The 17,411-nt window shown below is 64.6% G+C and carries 10 protein-coding genes and 1 riboswitch (1 of these 11 only partly in view); of the genes, 6 read left to right on the forward strand and 4 right to left on the reverse strand.

What is annotated here, in order from left to right; all coding sequences use genetic code 11:
• Window positions 1-6: 6 nt before the first annotated feature.
• Window positions 7-1,074: an alkene reductase gene (locus tag WNM05_RS04485; protein WP_434632846.1), complete on the reverse strand. Its 1,068-nt coding sequence runs from the start codon at window positions 1,072-1,074 to the stop codon at window positions 7-9.
• Window positions 1,075-1,260: 186 nt separating this feature from the next.
• On the opposite strand from WNM05_RS04485, the gene WNM05_RS04490 reads away from it, so the two are divergent.
• The 6 genes from WNM05_RS04490 to katG all read left to right on the forward strand — a co-directional run bounded on the left by WNM05_RS04490 (window position 1,261) and on the right by katG (window position 14,655).
• On the forward strand, window positions 1,261-2,142 hold the full coding sequence (locus WNM05_RS04490) for a LysR family transcriptional regulator (protein WP_434632848.1): 882 nt from the start codon (window positions 1,261-1,263) through the stop codon (window positions 2,140-2,142).
• Between the two features lie 49 nt (window positions 2,143-2,191).
• Window positions 2,192-2,255: riboswitch (Fluoride riboswitch) on the forward strand.
• An 81-nt stretch (window positions 2,256-2,336) separates the two neighbouring features.
• Window positions 2,337-3,641: a voltage-gated chloride channel family protein gene (locus tag WNM05_RS04495; RefSeq protein ID WP_434632851.1), complete on the forward strand. Its 1,305-nt coding sequence runs from the start codon at window positions 2,337-2,339 to the stop codon at window positions 3,639-3,641.
• 181 nt (window positions 3,642-3,822) lie between these two features.
• A complete protein-coding gene (locus tag WNM05_RS04500; RefSeq protein WP_434632852.1) occupies window positions 3,823-6,867 on the forward strand; it encodes a type VI secretion system Vgr family protein in 3,045 nt (1,014 codons plus the stop codon).
• A gap of 15 nt (window positions 6,868-6,882) precedes the next feature.
• Complete coding sequence (locus tag WNM05_RS04505; protein WP_434632854.1) at window positions 6,883-11,439, forward strand: RHS repeat-associated core domain-containing protein; 4,557 nt, start codon at window positions 6,883-6,885, stop codon at window positions 11,437-11,439.
• Window positions 11,429-11,869 carry a hypothetical protein gene (locus WNM05_RS04510; RefSeq protein ID WP_434632858.1) on the forward strand — a complete coding sequence of 147 codons (441 nt, stop codon included), beginning with the start codon at window positions 11,429-11,431 and terminating at the stop codon, window positions 11,867-11,869. Before WNM05_RS04505 ends, WNM05_RS04510 begins: the two co-directional genes overlap by 11 nt.
• Window positions 11,870-12,441: 572 nt before the next feature.
• The gene (gene katG, locus WNM05_RS04515; protein ID WP_434632861.1) at window positions 12,442-14,655 is read left to right on the forward strand and encodes a catalase/peroxidase HPI; all 2,214 of its coding nucleotides are present in this window, start codon (window positions 12,442-12,444) and stop codon (window positions 14,653-14,655) included.
• Between the two features lie 86 nt (window positions 14,656-14,741).
• On the opposite strand, the gene WNM05_RS04520 is transcribed toward katG, so the two are convergent.
• From WNM05_RS04520 to nadB, 3 genes are all read right to left on the reverse strand, one after another.
• Window positions 14,742-15,617: a chitosanase gene (locus WNM05_RS04520; RefSeq protein ID WP_434632864.1), complete on the reverse strand. Its 876-nt coding sequence runs from the start codon at window positions 15,615-15,617 to the stop codon at window positions 14,742-14,744.
• 262 nt (window positions 15,618-15,879) lie between these two features.
• Entirely contained in the window at window positions 15,880-16,644 is a 765-nt protein-coding gene (locus WNM05_RS04525) for an SDR family oxidoreductase (RefSeq protein WP_434632866.1), read from the reverse strand.
• 93 nt (window positions 16,645-16,737) lie between these two features.
• Window positions 16,738-17,411 carry the end of an L-aspartate oxidase gene (gene nadB / locus WNM05_RS04530; RefSeq protein ID WP_434632868.1) on the reverse strand. The gene runs 910 nt beyond the window's last position, so 674 of the gene's 1,584 nt are visible here — the last part of the coding sequence; its start codon lies beyond the right edge, outside the window; the stop codon is at window positions 16,738-16,740.

The raw sequence follows: 17,411 nt of genomic DNA on the forward strand, positions 1-17,411 counted from the left end.
CCCGACTCAGTTCGGCGCGTTCAGCGCCGGATAGTCGGTATAACCCCTCGCGTCGCCGCCGTAGAAGGTGGCGCGGTCGGCCTCGTTCAGCGGCGCGTTCGCCTGCAGCCTGGCGACGAAGTCGGGATTGGCGAGAATCATCTGACCGTAGGACTCCAGGTCCGCCAGGCCGGACTCGACGTCCGAGCCTATCCGTTCGCGCGCTTGGCCGGGGCGGTTCAGGATCAGGTTCTGCTTCCAGAGCTGGCGCAGATCGCGCAGCAGGGCCTCGTCGCCCAGATGCATCAGGTGCAGATAGACCAGGCCGAGCTTGTCCAGTTCTGCGACTAGGTATCGATACAGCGCCGGGCCTTCCGGGCCTTCGTCTATGCCCCAGATCGGGGTGCCGGGCGACAGCCGGATGCCGGTGCGTTCGGGACCGATTTCGTCGGCGACGGCGGCGGCGACCTCGATGGCGAAGCGGGCCCGGTTTTCGATGGAGCCGCCATAGCGGTCGGCGCGCTGGTTGGCGCTGGGCGCCAGGAACTGCTGGATCAGATAGGCGTTGGCGCCGTGGATTTCGACGCCGTCGGCGCCGGCCTCGATGGCGCGCCGCGCGGCCAGGCGGAAGTCCTCCACGGTGCGGCCGATTTCGTCTAGGCTCAGCGCCCTGGGCGTGGGGATGTCCTGCATGCCGGTCGGCGTGAACATCTGGGCGCCCGGCGCGATGGCCGACGGCGCCACGGCCTGGCGATGATGGGGCGTATTGTCCGGATGCGACATCCTGCCGACGTGCATCAGCTGGATGAAGAGGGCGCTGTCGTGCCGGTGGACCGCCGCAGCGACGCTTTTCCAGCCGGCCACGTGCGCGTCGGTGTAGATGCCGGGCGTGGCCAGATAGCCCTGGCCGTCGTCGGAGGGCTGGGTGCCTTCGGCGATGATCAGTCCGACGCCGGCGCGCTGCGCGTAATAGGTGGCCGCCAATTCGCCCGGCGTGCCGTCGAAGCCGGCGCGACTGCGCGTCATCGGCGCCATGGCGATGCGGTTCTTCAGCGAGTGGCGGCCCATCGCGGCCGGCGTGAAAATCGTGTTCATGCGTCTTCCTTTGCAGTGATCCGTGTGCGGTCGGCAAATCCGATTTCTATCGATTCAGCAATCACGGCAAGCGGCTGGGCTGCTCGGCGATGGCGGGTTCGATTTGCCGGAGTTCATCATCTCCTTGTTTTTTAATGGGATAAATATGGTATTTTGGAAATGATTGATCCAAATATGGAGCAGTGAGTGGAGTTGCTGAACGATATGGCGCTGTTCGTCGAGGTGGTCAAAGCCAGGGGCTTTCGCGGCGCGGCGGAGGCCACCGGCGTGCCCAACTCGACGCTGTCGCGCCGGATCTCCGCGCTGGAAAAGGCCATCGGCCTGCGCCTCTTGCACCGGACGACGCGCAAGGTGGAGTTGACCGAAGCCGGACTGATCTACTACGAGCGCTGCCGCCGCATCGTCGACGAGGCGCGGCTGGCGCACGAGCAGCTGGGCGAGATGCTGGCCCAGCCTGTCGGGGTGCTGCGGGCCTCGCTGCCGGTTGATTTCGCGGTCGCCTACCTGGCGCCGCTGATCGCGGAATTCGCCAAGCGGCATCCAGGCCTGGCGTTCGACTTCGATCTGACGCCGAGGCGCGCCGATCTGGTCAGCGAGCCGTTCGACGTCGCGATCCGCATGGGCGAACCGGAGAATTCGCAGCTGATCGCGCGTCATCTCGCCTCGCTGCCGACGGAGCTCTACGCGTCACCGGGCTATCTGCGACAGCGCGGTGAGCCGGCGGAACCGGCCGAACTGGCGGGCCATGAATGCCTGGGCATGCAGAAGGCCGGCGCCGGATTCTGGAAGCTGGAGAATGGCGGGGAGACGGCCGGTGTCGCGGTAGGCGGGCGCTTCGCGCTGAACAGCGTCGGCCTGATGCGCCGCCTGGCGGTCCTGGACATGGGCATCATCCTGATCCCGGCGGCCGTGGTGGCCGACGAACTGGCCGTAGGCAGCCTGCAGCGCGTCCTGCCGGCGTGGTCCGGCGCGCCGATTCCGGTGTATGCGATCACCGAGACCCGGCTGATCCCGGCCAAGACCCGGCGCTTCATCGAGTTTCTGCGCGCGCGCCTGGCGCGGCGCTAGCCGCGGCGATGGGCGCCGCTTGCGTGCCGGCGGCCGCTTTCGTAGAATCGATGGCAACGGAGATGGCATTCCTCCTGTAACCGCTTACCAAAGCTGATGATGCCTACGGTATTCCCTGGACCGGGAAGCCGTGGGCGCGTGCTCCGCTTTTCCTCCGTCCAGGCCTGTTCAACGATGAGAACGACTGGACCCGCATGACCGCAAATCAACTCCCCGAACCGCTCGCCATCCTGCTCCATATCGTCAAATGGCTGCTGCTCGCCGGCCTGGTGGCCGCGCTGGCCGGCACGGCGTCCGCCTTCTTTCTGTTCGCGCTCGACTGGGCGACGGCGATGCGCTTGTCCCATCGCTGGCTGATCTGGCTGCTGCCGCTGGCCGGCTTTCTCGTCGGTCTCGCCTATTGGCGGCTGGGACGCGAGGTCGAGGCCGGCAACAATCTGCTGATAGACGAAATCCACGATCCCAGGAAGATGATCCCGCTGCGGATGGCGCCGCTGGTGTTGATCGGCACCGTGGCCACCCACCTGTGCGGCGGCTCGGCCGGCCGCGAGGGCACGGCGGTGCAGATGGGCGGCGCGCTGGCCGACCAGCTCAACCACCTGCTGCCGCTGCGGCCGGAGGACCGCCGCATTCTGCTGATGGCCGGCATCAGCGCCGGCTTCGCCTCGATATTCGGCACGCCGCTGGCCGGCGCCATCTTCGGACTGGAGGTGCTGGCGATAGGCCGTCTGCGCTACGACGCCATCCTGCCGTGCATGGCGGCGGCCATCGTCGCCGACCAGGTCGGACTGGCCTGGGGCGTGCATCACACGCATTACGCCATCCCCTTCGTGCCGGATCTGAGCGGCTGGAGCCTGATCGCCTCGGTGATCGCCGGCGCGCTCTTCGGCCTGACCGGCAAGCTGTTCGCCGACTCGGTGCACGCGATCTCGGCGCAGTTCAAGCGGCGGATCGGCTTCGCCCCGGCACGGCCGTTGATAGGCGGCGCCATCGTCGCGCTCGCCGCCGCGGCGATTCCGGCCGACGCCTACCTGGGCCTGGGCATCCCGACCATCGTCTCCGCCTTCCTGCAGCCGCTGCCGGCCTATGATTTCGCCGGCAAGCTGGCATTCACCGCGGTGACGCTGGGCGCCGGCTTCAAGGGCGGCGAGGTGACGCCGCTGTTCTATATCGGCGCGACGTTGGGCAATGCGCTGGCGCCGCTGTTGCACCTGCCGTTTCCGTTGCTGGCCGGCATGGGCTTCGTCGCGGTGTTCGCCGGCGCGGCCAACACGCCGCTGGCGTCGACGATGATGGCGGTGGAACTGTTCGGGCCGGAAATCGGCGTCTACGCCGCGTTGGCCTGCGTGGTCAGCTATCTGTGTTCCGGCCATACCGGCATCTACCGGGCGCAGCGCGTCGGCCACGCCAAGCGGCGCGGCGTGCCGGAGGGCGTGAGATTGTCGGAGCTGCCTACCCTGCGCCGCAACGCGGCTCGGGCGGCGGACAAGCGCGGATAAATACCGATATCGAGGCGTGGAATGCGCCGGCGCGGCGGGACAGCTTGCCTGGCCTTTCGGACAGTCCGGTTTGGAATGGTTGCAATCAAATCAATTGACACCCTGTGATAGACTGCGGCGTCAATATGCATGCGTGCAATACACCCTCGATACGAGGGTGTTTCTATTTCGGGCTTCCAGCATGGACATCAATCAACTCCTCGCCAGCTTCGCTTCCGCCTTCACCCAGGACCACCGTCTGCTGACGCTGGCGCTCGGCCACGGCGACATCGCCGCCGGGCAACTGTTGCCGCAGACGCTGGACGGCGAGGAGGGCGTGTCCCGACCGTACCGCTACACCGTCAGCTGCCTGTCGCCCGACGCCAATATCGAACTGAAGACCCTGCTCGGCCAGAGCGCCCGCCTCGGCATCGCCGACGCCCAGGGCCGCGAAACCGTCCGCTGCGGCGTCGTCAGCCAGGCCCGGCTCGCCGGCTCCGACGGCGGCTTCTCCCGCTACGAACTGACGGTGGAACCGCCGTTCGCGCTGCTGCGCCACCGCCGCGCCTCGCGCGTGTTCCAGGACCTCGACGTGCCGGCCATCGTCCGGCAGATCCTCGAAGAACACCAGGCGGCCAACCCGGCCTTCGCCCGCGTGCAGGCGCTGGACATCCAGGTCGGCCCGACCTCTCCCAGAAGCTACTGCCTGCAATACCGCGAAAGCGACTACGACTTCATCGTCCGCCTGCTGCACGAAGAGGGCTATGCCTGGCGTTTCGAACATCTTGATGGAGACAGCCCGCAGGTCAAGCTGGTGGTGTTCGACGACGTCTACGGCCTGCCGCCGGCCGAAGTCGAGCGCGTGCGCTTCCACCGCAGCGACGCGACGGAAGAGGAGGATGGTCTGACCGACTGGCAGGCGGCGCGGCGGATCGTGCCCGGCAGCGTCGCGCTGGCCAGCTTCGACTACCGACCGGTCTCGACGCAGCACAGCGGCGACAGCAGCCAGATCGAACAGGGCCAGGCCGGCCAGGCGCTGCAAGCCAGCCTGCAGGACTACGATCCGCAGGGCCTGTATTACGCCGGCGACGCCGAGCAGCTGGCGCACTACGCCCGGCTGCGTCAGCAGGCGCACGACGCCGAAGCCAAGACCTTCGAGGGAGAAGGCTCCATCCGCGGCCTGACCGCCGGCCAGTGGTTCCGCCTCGACGACCATCCGGCGCACGAAGGCGACGCCGCCGAGCAGCGCGAATTCGTCGTCACCGGGCAGACCCTGCAGGTGCGCAACAACCTGCCGACCGATCTGCAGTCCATCCTGCCGGCCGGCGAGCCCGCCGACGCCCCGTTCACCACCCGGATCCAGGCGCAGCGGCGCGGCATTCCGCTGACGCCGGCCTACGCCCACACGGAACAGGCCAGGCCGACCAGCCTCGGGGTGCAGACCGCCACCGTGGTCGGCCCCGCCGGCGAGGAAGTGCACACCGACGAGCAAGGCCGGATCAAGGTGCAGTTCCACTGGCAGCGGCCGGACGAACACCCGACGATAGGCGCCGGTCTGGACGACAAATCGTCGTGCTGGCTGCGGGTGGCGATGCCGTCGGCCGGGGCCGGCTGGGGCCACCAGTTCCTGCCGCGCATCGGCCAGGAAGTGCTGGTGGACTTCATCGAAGGCGACATCGACCGCCCGGTGATCACCGGGGTGCTGTACAACGGCAGCCACCCGCCGCCGGACTTCAGCGGCGCCGGCAGCCTGCCGGCCAACAAGACGCTGTCCGGCATCAAGAGCAAGGAACACCAGGGCGGCGGCTACAGCGAGCTGCTGTTCGACGACACCCCCGGCGAAGTGCGCGCCAAGCTGTCCAGCGAGCCGGGCAAGACCCAGCTGAACCAGGGCTTCCTGACCCAGCCGCGCAGCAACGGCAAGGCGCAGCCGCGCGGCGAAGGCTTCGAACTGAGGACCGACCACCACGGCGCGATCCGCGCCGCGCACGGTCTCTTGCTGAGCACCGAAGCGCAGAACGGTGCGTCCGGCAAACAGCTGGCCAGAGAGCACGCCCAATCGCAGCTCGACACGGCGCTGAACCTGGCGCAATCGCTGGGCGAGGCGGCGGCGGGCCAGCTGGCCGACACGATGGAAACCGGTCCGGACGGCATCGATCCGGACAACGGCAAGGCCGGCAAGAAGGCCGACGGCCACCTGCAGCACCACGCGGAGGCGCTGAAGGCCTGGGAAGCGGGCAGCAACACCGACAAAGATGGCAAGAGCGGCAAGGAGCAGGCGGGACAACAGCCGCTGCTGGTGCTGTCGGGTCCGGCCGGCATCGCCAGCGTCACCGAGCAAAGCCAGACCGTCTCAGCCGGGCAGAACCTGAACCTGGTGGCGCAGCGGGACGCGAACCAGGTGACGGGCCGGCGCTGGCTGCACAATGTCGGGCAGCACATCAGCCTGTTCGTGGCGGGGGTGAAGGACAAGGTGGCGCTGAAGCTGATCGCGGCGAAGGGCAAGGTGCAGGTGCAGGCGCAGAGCGATGCGATGGAGCTGACGGCCGACCAGGAACTGACGATCACCTCCGTCAAGGGCAAGGCGCAGATCGCCGCCAGCCAGGAAGTGCTGCTGACCAGCGGCGGCGGCTACATCCGCATCGCCGGCGGCAATATCGAAATCCACTGCCCCAGCGAGGTCAGCGTCAAGGGCGCCAGCCATAGCCTGAGCGGCCCGGCCAGCCTCAGCACCCCCACCCCGGCATTCGCCAAGCCCGGCACCGGCAATCTGCAGGTCATCCACGAATTCGCCAACGGCGTCTCGATGAACCAGGGCAAGTTTGTCGTCACCGACGCGCTGGGCGTCAAACACAAGGGCGTGCTGGACGAGGCCGGCAAGGCGATGGTGCACGGCTTGCCGGTGGGCCCCGCCCAGGTCGACTTCCTGGGCCGGCCGAACAAGGACAAGGCCGACATCTTCCCCTTTGTGCCACAGCCGGAAGAAGCGGTGAAACAGCTGGTGGGCGGAGAGGCGGTGAAGAAGCAGGCGATTAGCCAGCTCTCCAGCCTGGTGGGCAAGACCTTGCCGCCCGGCGTCGCCGCGGCCGCCGGTCAACTGTCCCAAGCCAAGAATACGCTGGACCAGGCCAAGCAAGTGGCCGGCCAGGCGCAGGCCATGCTGCAACAGGCGCGCGATGTGAAGCAACTGGCTTCTTCCGCCGCCACGGTCCCGAACGCAGCCAATCTGCTCAAAAAAATACTGTAAAAGATACTCGCCATCATGACGACCGCAGCCCTCGCACGCCCCGTAGCCGTTATTCCCGCCACGCCTCAAGCCGCAGCCCAGGCGCTGCAGCAAACCGGCCAAGACTTCGATAAATGGCTGCGCAGCATCAGCGACGGCCACCTGTCGGTGGAGAGCCTGAAAACCATCGCGTCCGCAGTGCCGGTGGTGGGCAACCTGATTTCCATCGGCGACGTCATCGTCGACATCGTCGACATGTCCAACAAGTCCCGCGCCAATCAGGAGGTCGATGTCTTCGACTGGCTGTTCCTGGGCGTGGACCTGATCGGCGTGATTCCGGCGGCCGGCGGCCTGTTCAAGATGGGCGCGCGGCCCACGCTTAAGCTGTGCGCCACCAGCCTGCGCCGCGCCGGCAAAGACTGGGCCAAGGGCGAGATCGAAGCGGGCCTGGCGGCCAAGCTGGTGACCATGCTGCCGGCCAGTTACCGCAACTCGCCGGCGGAATGGGTAAAGTATGTAGACGGCAAGATCCAGAACGAGCTGAAAGTCTGCGGCGCCAAAGGCGCCACCATCATCGCCGGCATGGGCGAACTGCTGACCAGCCTGGGCACCGGCAAGTTCGGCGCCTATGTGCAAAAGAACGTCAAGCATGCGCCGGTCCGGTACAACCTCAATAAAACCAATGACCAAGGCTTTTGGGGCACTGTCAGCGCCCACCTGCATTCTCTGAACCAGGCCGCTGCCGATGCCGGCACCGAGGCCGCCGCCGGCATGACGGTGGCCGCCGCCAAGCAGATAGACTCCATCCTGAAAGGCACGGTTTCCGCGCGCCTGATGCAGCGCCTGGGCGCGGCCATGGCCAAATGGGCGGGCATGCTGGTGGACATGCTGATGAAGATGTACAGCAGCCACCTGAAGCCGCTGCTGGACAAGCTGTTGAAAGCCTTCCTCAATCACCTGCCGAAAAAAGCGGCGGCGGTGGCGACCAAGGCGGTGAACACCGCCAAGAAAAAGGTCGAACAGGCCGTGAAGGAAGTTGTCGCCAAGCTCAAGCAGCTCGCCAAGCCAGGGCCCAAATGTGCGTGCGCTAGCACTCAGGCCTCCATCGGGTACGCTTTTGGCGACGAGTCGCTGCAACATACCGACTTCAGCCTTCCGGGTGTTCTTCCTATTGTTTGGACACGGCAATATCGTTCCAACTTCGGCGGCAACGATCAAAAAGGCGAGTTCGGCGCGCGCTGGAGTCTTGCCTACGCCGCCCGCTTCGACATTGAAGGCGGGCAGCTGAAATTCCACGACGACAGCGGCCGCACGCTGGACTATCCACTGCTGCCGGAAGGCGAGTCGCACAAGGACGGCATCGAGGGCTTTACCCTCACCCGCCTATCCGACACCCTGCTGTCGCAGACCTTCGGCCATGACTTGATCCAGCTGTACGAGCGCCACGGCGACAGCTTCCGACTGGCGCTGATCAAGGACCGCGCCGGCAACAGCATCGCGATGAACTTCCGCGATGGCCGCCTCAGCCAGCTGGTCAGCAGCGCCGGCTACGCGGTGGACCTGAGCCACGACGCCATCGGCCGCATCACCCGCGTTACCCTGCAGAATCTGGAAACCGGCCTGTCGCAACGCACGCTGGCCGAATACCGTTACAGCGATATCCCGCAGCTGGGCGGCGATGCCGGCGACCTGCTGTCCGCCACCGATGAAAACGGCGAAAGCTGGAGCTACCAGTACCAGCATCACCTGATCACCCGCTACACCGACCGCACCGGCCGCGGCATCACGCTGGAATGGGATGGCACGCATCTGGACGCCCGCGCCATCCGCGAATACGCCGACGACGGCAGCCTGGACGTGCGCCTGGCTTGGGACGAGAACATCGATCTCACCTATGTCACCGATGCCTATGGCCGCACCACCGAATACTATTTCGACGAAAAAGGCTACAACTACCGCATCGTCTATCCGGACCACAAAGAAGAGTGGTTTGAATTCGATGACGACAAGAAGCTGCTCAGCCATATTCGCCCGGACGGCACGCAAGACAGCTATGATTACGACGCCAACGGCAACCTGATCTGGCACGAGCGCGCCGACGGCAGCGAAGTGCGCTTCGCCTACGACGAACAGGACAATCTGGTCGAAATCATCGACCCGATGGGAGAGAAATGGCTGCGCGCCTACGACGACAAGGGCCAGCTGATAGAGGAAACCGACCCGCTCGGCCACAAGACCAAGTACGCGTACAACGAGCAAGGCCTGCCGGTGGCCATCACCGACGCCAAGGGCGGCGCCAAGAAGATCGCCTATCGTCCGGACGGCCTGCTGGAAAGCTATACCGACTGTTCCGGCAGCGCCACCCAGTGGCAATACGACGAACGCGGCCGCCCGCTGCTGATCGTCGACGCGATGGGCAACGCCACCCGCTATCAGTACGCCGCCAACGGCACGCTGCAGGCCATCGTCCAGCCGGACGGCCAGGCCACCCAGCTGGAGCATGATGCCGAAGCCCGCCTGTTGAAAATCACCGACCCGCTGGGCCGCGGCACCCACTACGAATACGACAAGGCCGGCCGGCTGCAAAAGCGCACCGACGCCAACGGCCACAGCCTGGGCTACCAGTACGACAAGCTGGGCCGCCTCACTGCGCTGCGCAACGAAAACCACCGCTACTACCGCTTCGACTACGACGACGGCGGCCGCCTGACGGCTGAAACCGGCTTCGACGGCAGCGCCACCCGCTATGTCTACGACAATGCCGGCCGCCTGGCGCAGCAAGTGGAAGGCGACGTCACCACCGATTACCGCTACGACCGCGCCGGCCGCCTGATCGAGCGCAGCGCGCCGAACAGCAAGGAAAGCTTCGGCTACGACCCGGCCGGCCGCCTGTTCCAGGCCAAGAACCGCTATGCCAGCCTGCGCTGGGTGTACGACCCTGTCGGCAACGTCGTCGAGGAGCATCACGGCTACCACGTCGCCGGCGTCAAGGAAACCTATCGCTGGCAACACGAATACGACAAGCTGGGCAACCGCATCGCCATCATCCGCCCGGACGGCCGCCGCGTGGACGTGCTCAATTACGGCAGCGGCCACGTGCATGGCCTGCTGTTCGGCCAGCGCGACATCTTCAACCTGGAGCGCGACAAGCTGCACCGCGAAACCCAGCGCGTGCTGGGCAATGCGCTGCAGCAGACCCTGGCCTACGACAAGGCCGGCCGCCTGTCCAGCCAGCGGCTGATGGGCGCCACGCAGTGGAGCCGACAGTACCAGTACGACGCCGCCGGCCAACTGGTCGGCATCGCCGACAATCGCAGCGGCCAGCTGAGTTACCGCTATGATCCGGTCGGCCGCCTGCTGGAAGCCGCCACCCCCAAGGGCGTGGAAAGCTTCCGCTTCGACCCCGCCGGCAACCTGCTGGACAACGCCCCGGCCGCCGACGGCCATCAGGACGACAGCCTGCTCGGCAACCTGCTCAGCCAGTACGCCGGCCGCCACTACCGCTACGACAGCCGCGGCAATCTGGTGGAGAAACGCGTCAACGGCAGCCTCACCCGGCTGGAATGGGACAGCCACAACCGCCTGTCCCGCCTCATCGCACCGGACGGCCAGCGCACCGACTACCACTACGACCCGCTGGGCCGCCGCATCGCCAAGATCAGCCAAGGCCAGGTCACACTGTACGGCTGGGATGGAGACGTGCTGGCCTTCGAAACCCGCGACGAGGAGGCGGTGCACTACCTGTTCGAGCCGGAAAGCTTCGTGCCGCTGGCCCAGGTGCACACCGACGCGATTCGAGGCGTCAAGGTGCCGGCCTGGAGCCAGCATAATCCCTACGACCCGGACAAGGATCCGCTGCGCCAGCCGGTGGCCGAGCCGGCTGCGCCCAAGGCGGTGTACTACTACCACACCGACCATCTGGGCACGCCGCAGGCGCTGACCGACGAAGAGGGCAGGCTCGCGCTGGAAATGGATTACCAGGCCTGGGGTCAAGCGCGCGAGATCATCGCCGACGCCGCCTCGAAGGCCGGCATCCGCAACCCGTTCCGCTTCCAGGGGCAGTACCATGACGATGAGTCCGGGCTGCACTACAACCGCTATCGTTACTATGATCCGGAGATAGGGCGGTTCATTTCGCGGGATCCGATAGGGCTAATGGGTGGGATTAATATCCATATATATGCCCCTAGCCCGGTTCAGTGGATTGATCCGCTTGGACTTACAAAAAGTAAGGCCCAACGAACCGCAGATCGGGCGCTATGTTCTGGGAAAGAGAAAGGGGCGGCGTCCGAGCTTCAAGTTGGCAATACATCCATTACTGGAATAAGTGGCGATCCTGGGGATTTGCATCCTGAGTTGAGGAAGGAGTTGAATAGTATTCCACCAGAGCAGCGTTCTGATTTTCATGGTTTTTGTGCTGAAGTTAGCTGCCTAAATAAAGCACTAAAACGAGGTGTCAAAGTACAGGGAGGTACAGTGACTACAGTTAATATCGGAAAATCAGGAAGAGGTCATGGTACTCCCAAAAAGGCATGTAAATCGTGTGAGAAACTTCTGAAAAAATTTCAAGTGTGTGATAATTATGGCGAATAAGTATTGTTTTGTAGAGAAATTGCTGTCCTCGCTCATCGAGTCTGATGATTATAAAAAATCGGTGGATTTTATGGGGAAGTGCTTGGAGGTGGTATATGATGATATGCCATCTGTTGGTCAGCAGGCATTTTCCACGTATCAGGAGTATTTAAACGGAACGGTGAGTTCGGAAGAGCTTACCAATGAAAGAGTAAAGTGTTGGAATTACTTGGATGAGAAAGATATAGCCTATGATGCCAAAAATAAAGAAAATAATTTATTAAGGGCAATAATGGGGGTGTTGCATGCAAGCAGGCCATCTGATGAACTGTCTGAATGCTTGGAATGGTTTATTGAATTTTTGATAAGGGCTGGCGTCGATCTGGAATTGATTGATAATGTTGCCGAAAAATTCATCAAGAAAAATTCTGCAGATGGAAAGTGTTTATAGGTGATGTTGCATGGGAAAGAGAAGCTTGTAGGAGGCGTTTTATTAGAATCGCTATGATTGTGGTGTGGGTCAATGAAAATGACTCTTAGCTATTTTTGTAGCCCTTAATTGCAATGAACAGTTGTCGTGCGGTTTCTCTAAAAGGGTTGGTTTTTACTGTGGAGTCCATTGTATTATTGTTTGTTGCAGTATCTGGGTGCTGAGGTTCATATCATCATCGTCTACTCTCATTGCTTATATTGGGCCTTTCTGCGACCACTTCATTGCAACAGGCTGTTCGCGTGCTTGTCATGATAATGTGATTGATATGTGATGGAGAGGCCGAGAGGGCTAGCCAGTACCTCCTCCAGGGAGGGATCGCCGCTCCGGAACGATGGCGCGTGACCACAGTCTATAGGCATGCCAAGGCGGGGAGCCTGGCTGGACTCCAGGGCGGGGCGGGCTCCCGGGCGATAATCTCCCATTTAGAAAAGCGATTCCAACCATTGAAATTGCTCAATGGTCTCCCACAGCCATCTTGGCTAAGCTGGTCGCAGGATGTCATTTGAACCCTTTGATCGAAGGAGTTTGTGATGAGTAACGCTTCCCAATGCCCGTTTCACCAGCGCGTCGACAATCCCGCCGTATTCAATGATGCCCGCTCCAACCGCGACTGGTGGCCCAATCAGCTCAATCTGGACCTGTTGCACCAGCAGCCGCCGGCGTCCAATCCGCTTGGCGCCGATTTCGACTACGCCGAGGCCTTCAAGAAGTTGGACTACGCGGCGCTGAAAAACGACCTTAAGGCCTTGATGACCACCTCGCAGCCGTGGTGGCCGGCCGACTGGGGCCATTACGGCGGCCTGTTCATCCGCATGGCCTGGCACAGCGCCGGCACCTACCGCATCGACGACGGCCGCGGCGGGGCCGGTTCCGGCAACCAACGCTTCGCCCCGCTGAACAGCTGGCCGGACAACGGCAACCTGGACAAGGCGCGCCGCCTGCTGTGGCCGATCAAGCAGAAGTACGGCGCCAGCCTGTCCTGGGCCGACCTGATGATTCTGGCCGGCAATGTCGCGCTGGAGTCGATGGGCTTCAAGACCTTCGGTTTCGGCGGCGGTCGGCGGGACATCTGGCAGCCTGAGAAGGATGTCTACTGGGGGGCGGAAACCAAGTGGCTGGCCACCAGCGACGAAGCCAACAGCCGCTACTCCGGCGACCGCCAGCTGGAAAATCCGCTGGCCGCGGTGCAGATGGGCCTGATCTATGTGAATCCGGAGGGGCCGGACGGCAAGCCCGATCCGGTGGCGTCCGGCCGCGATGTGCGCGACACCTTCGGCCGCATGGCGATGAATGACGAGGAGACGGTGGCGCTGGTGGCCGGCGGCCATACCTTCGGCAAGGCACACGGCGCCGGCGATCCGAAGCTGGTCGGCCCGGAGCCGGAAGCCGCCCCGCTGGAGGCGATGGGCCTGGGCTGGATCAACAGCTTCGGCAGCGGCCACGGCGAATACACGACGACCAGCGGCATCGAGGGCGCGTGGAAACCCAATCCGACGCGCTGGGACAACGGCTACTTCGACATGCTGTTCGGCTACGACTGGGAGCTGACCAAGAGCCCGGCCGGCGCTCACCAATGGGTGGCGAAGAACGTCAAGCCCGAACACATGATCCCGGATGCGCACAATCCGGCGAAGAAGCACCCGCCGATGATGACCACGGCCGATCTGTCGCTGCGCTTCGACCCGATCTACGAGCCTATCGCCCGCCGCTTCCACAAGGACCCGCAGGCCTTCGCCGACGCCTTCGCCCGCGCCTGGTTCAAACTGACCCACCGCGACATGGGGCCGAAGTCGCGCTATCTCGGACCCGAGGTGCCGGCCGAGGACCTGATCTGGCAGGATCCGGTGCCGGCGGCCTGTCATCCGTTGATCGACGGCAAGGATGTCGACGCGCTGAAGGCCAAGGTGCTTGCCTCCGGCCTGTCGATAAGCGAACTGGTGTCCACCGCCTGGGCATCGGCGTCCACCTTCCGCGGCTCCGACAAGCGAGGCGGCGCCAACGGCGCCCGTATCCGCCTGGCGCCGCAGAAGGACTGGGAAGCGAACCAGCCGGCGCAGCTGGCACGCGTGCTGACCGTGCTGGAAGGGATACGCCAAGGGTTCAACGCCGCGCAAAGCGGCGGCAAGCAGGTATCGCTGGCCGATCTGATCGTATTGGCCGGCGGCGCGGCGATCGAGGCCGCGGCCAAGGCCGCCGGCCACGCGGTGACGGTGCCGTTCGCGCCGGGGCGCGGCGATGCCGGCCCGCAGCAGACCGATGCCGAGTCGTTCGCGGTGCTGGAGCCGCAGGCCGATGGTTTCCGCAATTACCTGAAGCCGTCGTGCCAGGTGCCGGCCGAGGCGATGCTGATCGACAAGGCGCAGCTGCTGACGCTGAGCGCGCCGGAGATGACGGTGCTGGTCGGCGGCCTGCGCGTGCTGGGCGCCAATGTCGGCAACGCCAAGCATGGCGTGTTCACCGCCAAGCCGCAGACCTTGAGCAACGACTTCTTCGTCAATCTGCTCGATATGGGCATCGCTTGGCAGCCGGCCGCCAACGAGGCAGGCCTGTACGAGGGGCGGGAGCGCAGCAGCGGCCAGCTGAAGTGGACGGCCAGCCGCGTCGACCTGGTGTTCGGCTCCAATGCCCAGCTGCGGGCGCTGGCCGAGGTCTACGCGCAGAGCGGAGGCGGGGACAAGTTCGTCCGCGATTTCGTCGTGGCCTGGACCAAGGTGATGAATCTGGATCGCTTCGACCTGAAGTAGGGGCGGGAAGGGAGGGCGGACCGCGGCGAGCTGGCCGCAGCCGCCATCTCCATCCGGGTGTCCCGGTCAGGCGCGCTTCGGCGCGCTTATTTCATTTCCCAGTCGGTGACCTTGGCGACCGCCGCGTCGGCGTTCTTCAGATCGGTCTTGCCGAGGTTTAACAGCGTGCTCCACTGCTTGACGCGGTTCTTGCCGTTCGGCGGCTGGTTGTAGTCGTTGGTATCGACGATCTTGCTGCGCTGCGCGTAGAAGGTGGTCATGAAGGTCTTTTCGTCGCCGCTGTTGCCGGAACGGGACAGCAGGCCCTGCAGCGTGCCGGAATCGCCGGTCGCGCCCTGGTTCAGCGCGGTGTCGACGAAGGAGCCTATGGTCAGCGCGCTGCCGAAGCCGCGCTGGCGAGCCTGCGCCACGCTGTACTGGATGTACACCTTGTAGAAAGTGTTCCACATCGCCTGGCGCCAGGCGGCATTGCCCTGCAGGCCGCCTATCTTGCCGCAGAATACCTTGGCGCTGTCGCTGATCTTCAGAATGGAACCCTGCATCTTGCCGTGGACGCCGATGCGGGACAGCCCGCCTTCTATCGACGGATTGGCGGCGCCGCTGGCGGCGTCGAACTCCTTGAACAGCGTCGGGCCGTCCGGGCCTTCGTCGTTGGGGCCGCCGGTGGTGGCGCCGAAAATGCCTATGGTGTAGCCGCGCTTGTCGCCGATGTCCTCGCAATAGCCGTAGAACTTGGTCCAGTCCAGCGAGTCCTGCTCGGGCTTGTTGATCAGCTTCATGATGTTGTTCCACTGCTCGCCGTCGAGACCGGTGTTGGTCTTCAGGAATTTCAGCGTGGCCGGCGAGAAGTTGTCGTCCGGATTGGCCGCGGAGCCCTGGGCGTGGCTGGCGCCGGCCAGCAGGCCGAGGCCGGACAGCATGATGGCGAATGTCGATAGATTGCGCGTCACTGCGTTTTTCAAGAGTCTCTCCCGTATGGTTGATTGGCGTCGCCGCCTGACAGGCTTGATGAAACGGAGCCGCCTGACGGTCTCGCCGCGCGCCGTTGCGGCATGGCGGGGCTCGGGCAAGATCGCCGGCAGGCTATCTGGCAAAGACATCGGTTCGTACGTTCACGGCGCGGGCGCCATTCCGCGCCGCGGTGTAAATGATATCCGGGTTTAATTCAAATTGAATTATCTATTTGACATTTCATGCCGCAGTGTTGCGCGGATGGCCGCAGCTTCAGCCACGGCTCGCGCTGACGCCGCCGTCGGCCAGCAGCGCGCTGCCGGTGACGAAGCTGGACAGATCCGATGCCAGATAGAGGGCGGACGCTGCGATTTCCTCGGGCTCGGCCAATCGCTTCAGCGCGTGGAGGCCGCGGACGAAAGCCTGTTGCTCCGGCGTGGACGCGGCGGCGCGGCCCATCTCGGTATCGACGCCGCCGGGCAGCAGCGCGTTGACCCGCAGGCCGTGCGGGCCGTATTCGGCCGCCAGCGCGCGCGTCAGTCCCACCAGGCCGGCCTTGGCCGCGGCGTAGGCGGCCATGCCGGGAAAGCCGGCCGCGTGGCCGACAAAGGACGAGGTGAAGATCAGCGATGGCCGGCATCGCTGCAGCAGTGCCGGAATCTGATGCTTGGCGCAGAGGAAGGCGCTGGTGAGATTGTCGTCCAGCGCGCGCTGCCAGTCGTCGCGCGACAAGGCCGGCAGCGGTCCTGGCGTGCCCAGGCTGCCGGCGTTGTTGAAGGCGATGTCCAGTCCGCCGAAGCGGTCCTGCGCCAGGGCGACCATCTCCCGGGCGCAGTCCTCGCCGGAGGCGTCGCCGGCCAGAACCGCGGCCTGGCCGCCGCCGGCGGCGATTTCCGCGGCCAGCTCGTCGAGCAGGCCGCCGCGGCGGGCCACCGCCACCACCTTGGCGCCGTGGCGCGCGAACAGCAGGGCGGCGCAGCGGCCGATGCCGGCGCTGGCGCCGGTGACGATGGCGGTCTTTCCTTGCAGCAATTGCATGATGTTCTCCTCGTGTCCGTTGAGCGAGGAGAGAGTGTCGCGCCGTGCGCGCAACGCGGCATTCCGATTCTTGCCGACTTGCGGCGCGCTCCGTCAGTCGTTGCCGGGCGGCGCCAGCACGGTGTCCTTGGCCTGTGCCAACAGCTCCGGGAAATCGCGGCTGTAATGCAGGCCGCGGCTTTCCTTGCGCTCGAGCGCCGAGCGGACGATCAGCTCGGCGGTCTGGACCAGGTTGCGCAGCTCGATCAGGTCGTTGCTGACGTGGAAGTTGCTGTAGTACTCGTCTATCTCCCCCTTCAGCAGGTCGATGCGGTGCAGCGCCCGCTCCAGCCGCTTGTTGGTGCGGACGATGCCGACGTAGTCCCACATCGCGCGGCGAAGTTCGTCCCAGTTGTGCGAGATCACCACTTCTTCGTCCGGATCGGTGACGCGGCTGTCATCCCAGCCGGGAATCGCCGGCAGCTTGATTGCGGCCGCCGCCAGGATGTCGGCCGCCGCCGCCTTGCCGATGACCAGGCACTCCAGCAAGGAGTTGCTGGCCAGCCGATTGGCGCCGTGCAGGCCGGTGTGCGCCACTTCGCCTACCGCGTACAGGCCCTCGACGTCGGTGCGGCCCGCCAGGTCGGTCACCAGGCCGCCGCAGGTGAAATGCACCGCAGGCACCACCGGGATTGGTTGTTGGGTGATGTCTATGCCCAACTCCAGGCAGTGGGCGTAGATATTGGGAAAGTGTTCCTTGATGAACTGGGCCGGCTTGTACGAGATGT

Source organism: Chromobacterium sp. CV08, assembly GCF_051129845.1.
Taxonomy (GTDB): domain Bacteria; phylum Pseudomonadota; class Gammaproteobacteria; order Burkholderiales; family Chromobacteriaceae; genus Chromobacterium.

Bases quoted from the DNA above. Each gene is read 5' to 3' on its own strand.
- WNM05_RS04485 (WP_434632846.1), bottom strand. From the start codon at position 1,074: ATGAACACGATTTTCACGCCGGCCGCGATGGGCCGCCACTCGCTGAAG.
- WNM05_RS04495 (WP_434632851.1), top strand. From the start codon at position 2,337: ATGACCGCAAATCAACTCCCCGAACCGCTCGCCATCCTGCTCCATATC.
- WNM05_RS04500 (WP_434632852.1), top strand. From the start codon at position 3,823: ATGGACATCAATCAACTCCTCGCCAGCTTCGCTTCCGCCTTCACCCAG.
- WNM05_RS04505 (WP_434632854.1), top strand. From the start codon at position 6,883: ATGACGACCGCAGCCCTCGCACGCCCCGTAGCCGTTATTCCCGCCACG.
- WNM05_RS04510 (WP_434632858.1), top strand. From the start codon at position 11,429: ATGGCGAATAAGTATTGTTTTGTAGAGAAATTGCTGTCCTCGCTCATC.
- katG (WP_434632861.1), top strand. From the start codon at position 12,442: ATGAGTAACGCTTCCCAATGCCCGTTTCACCAGCGCGTCGACAATCCC.
- WNM05_RS04525 (WP_434632866.1), bottom strand. From the start codon at position 16,644: ATGCAATTGCTGCAAGGAAAGACCGCCATCGTCACCGGCGCCAGCGCC.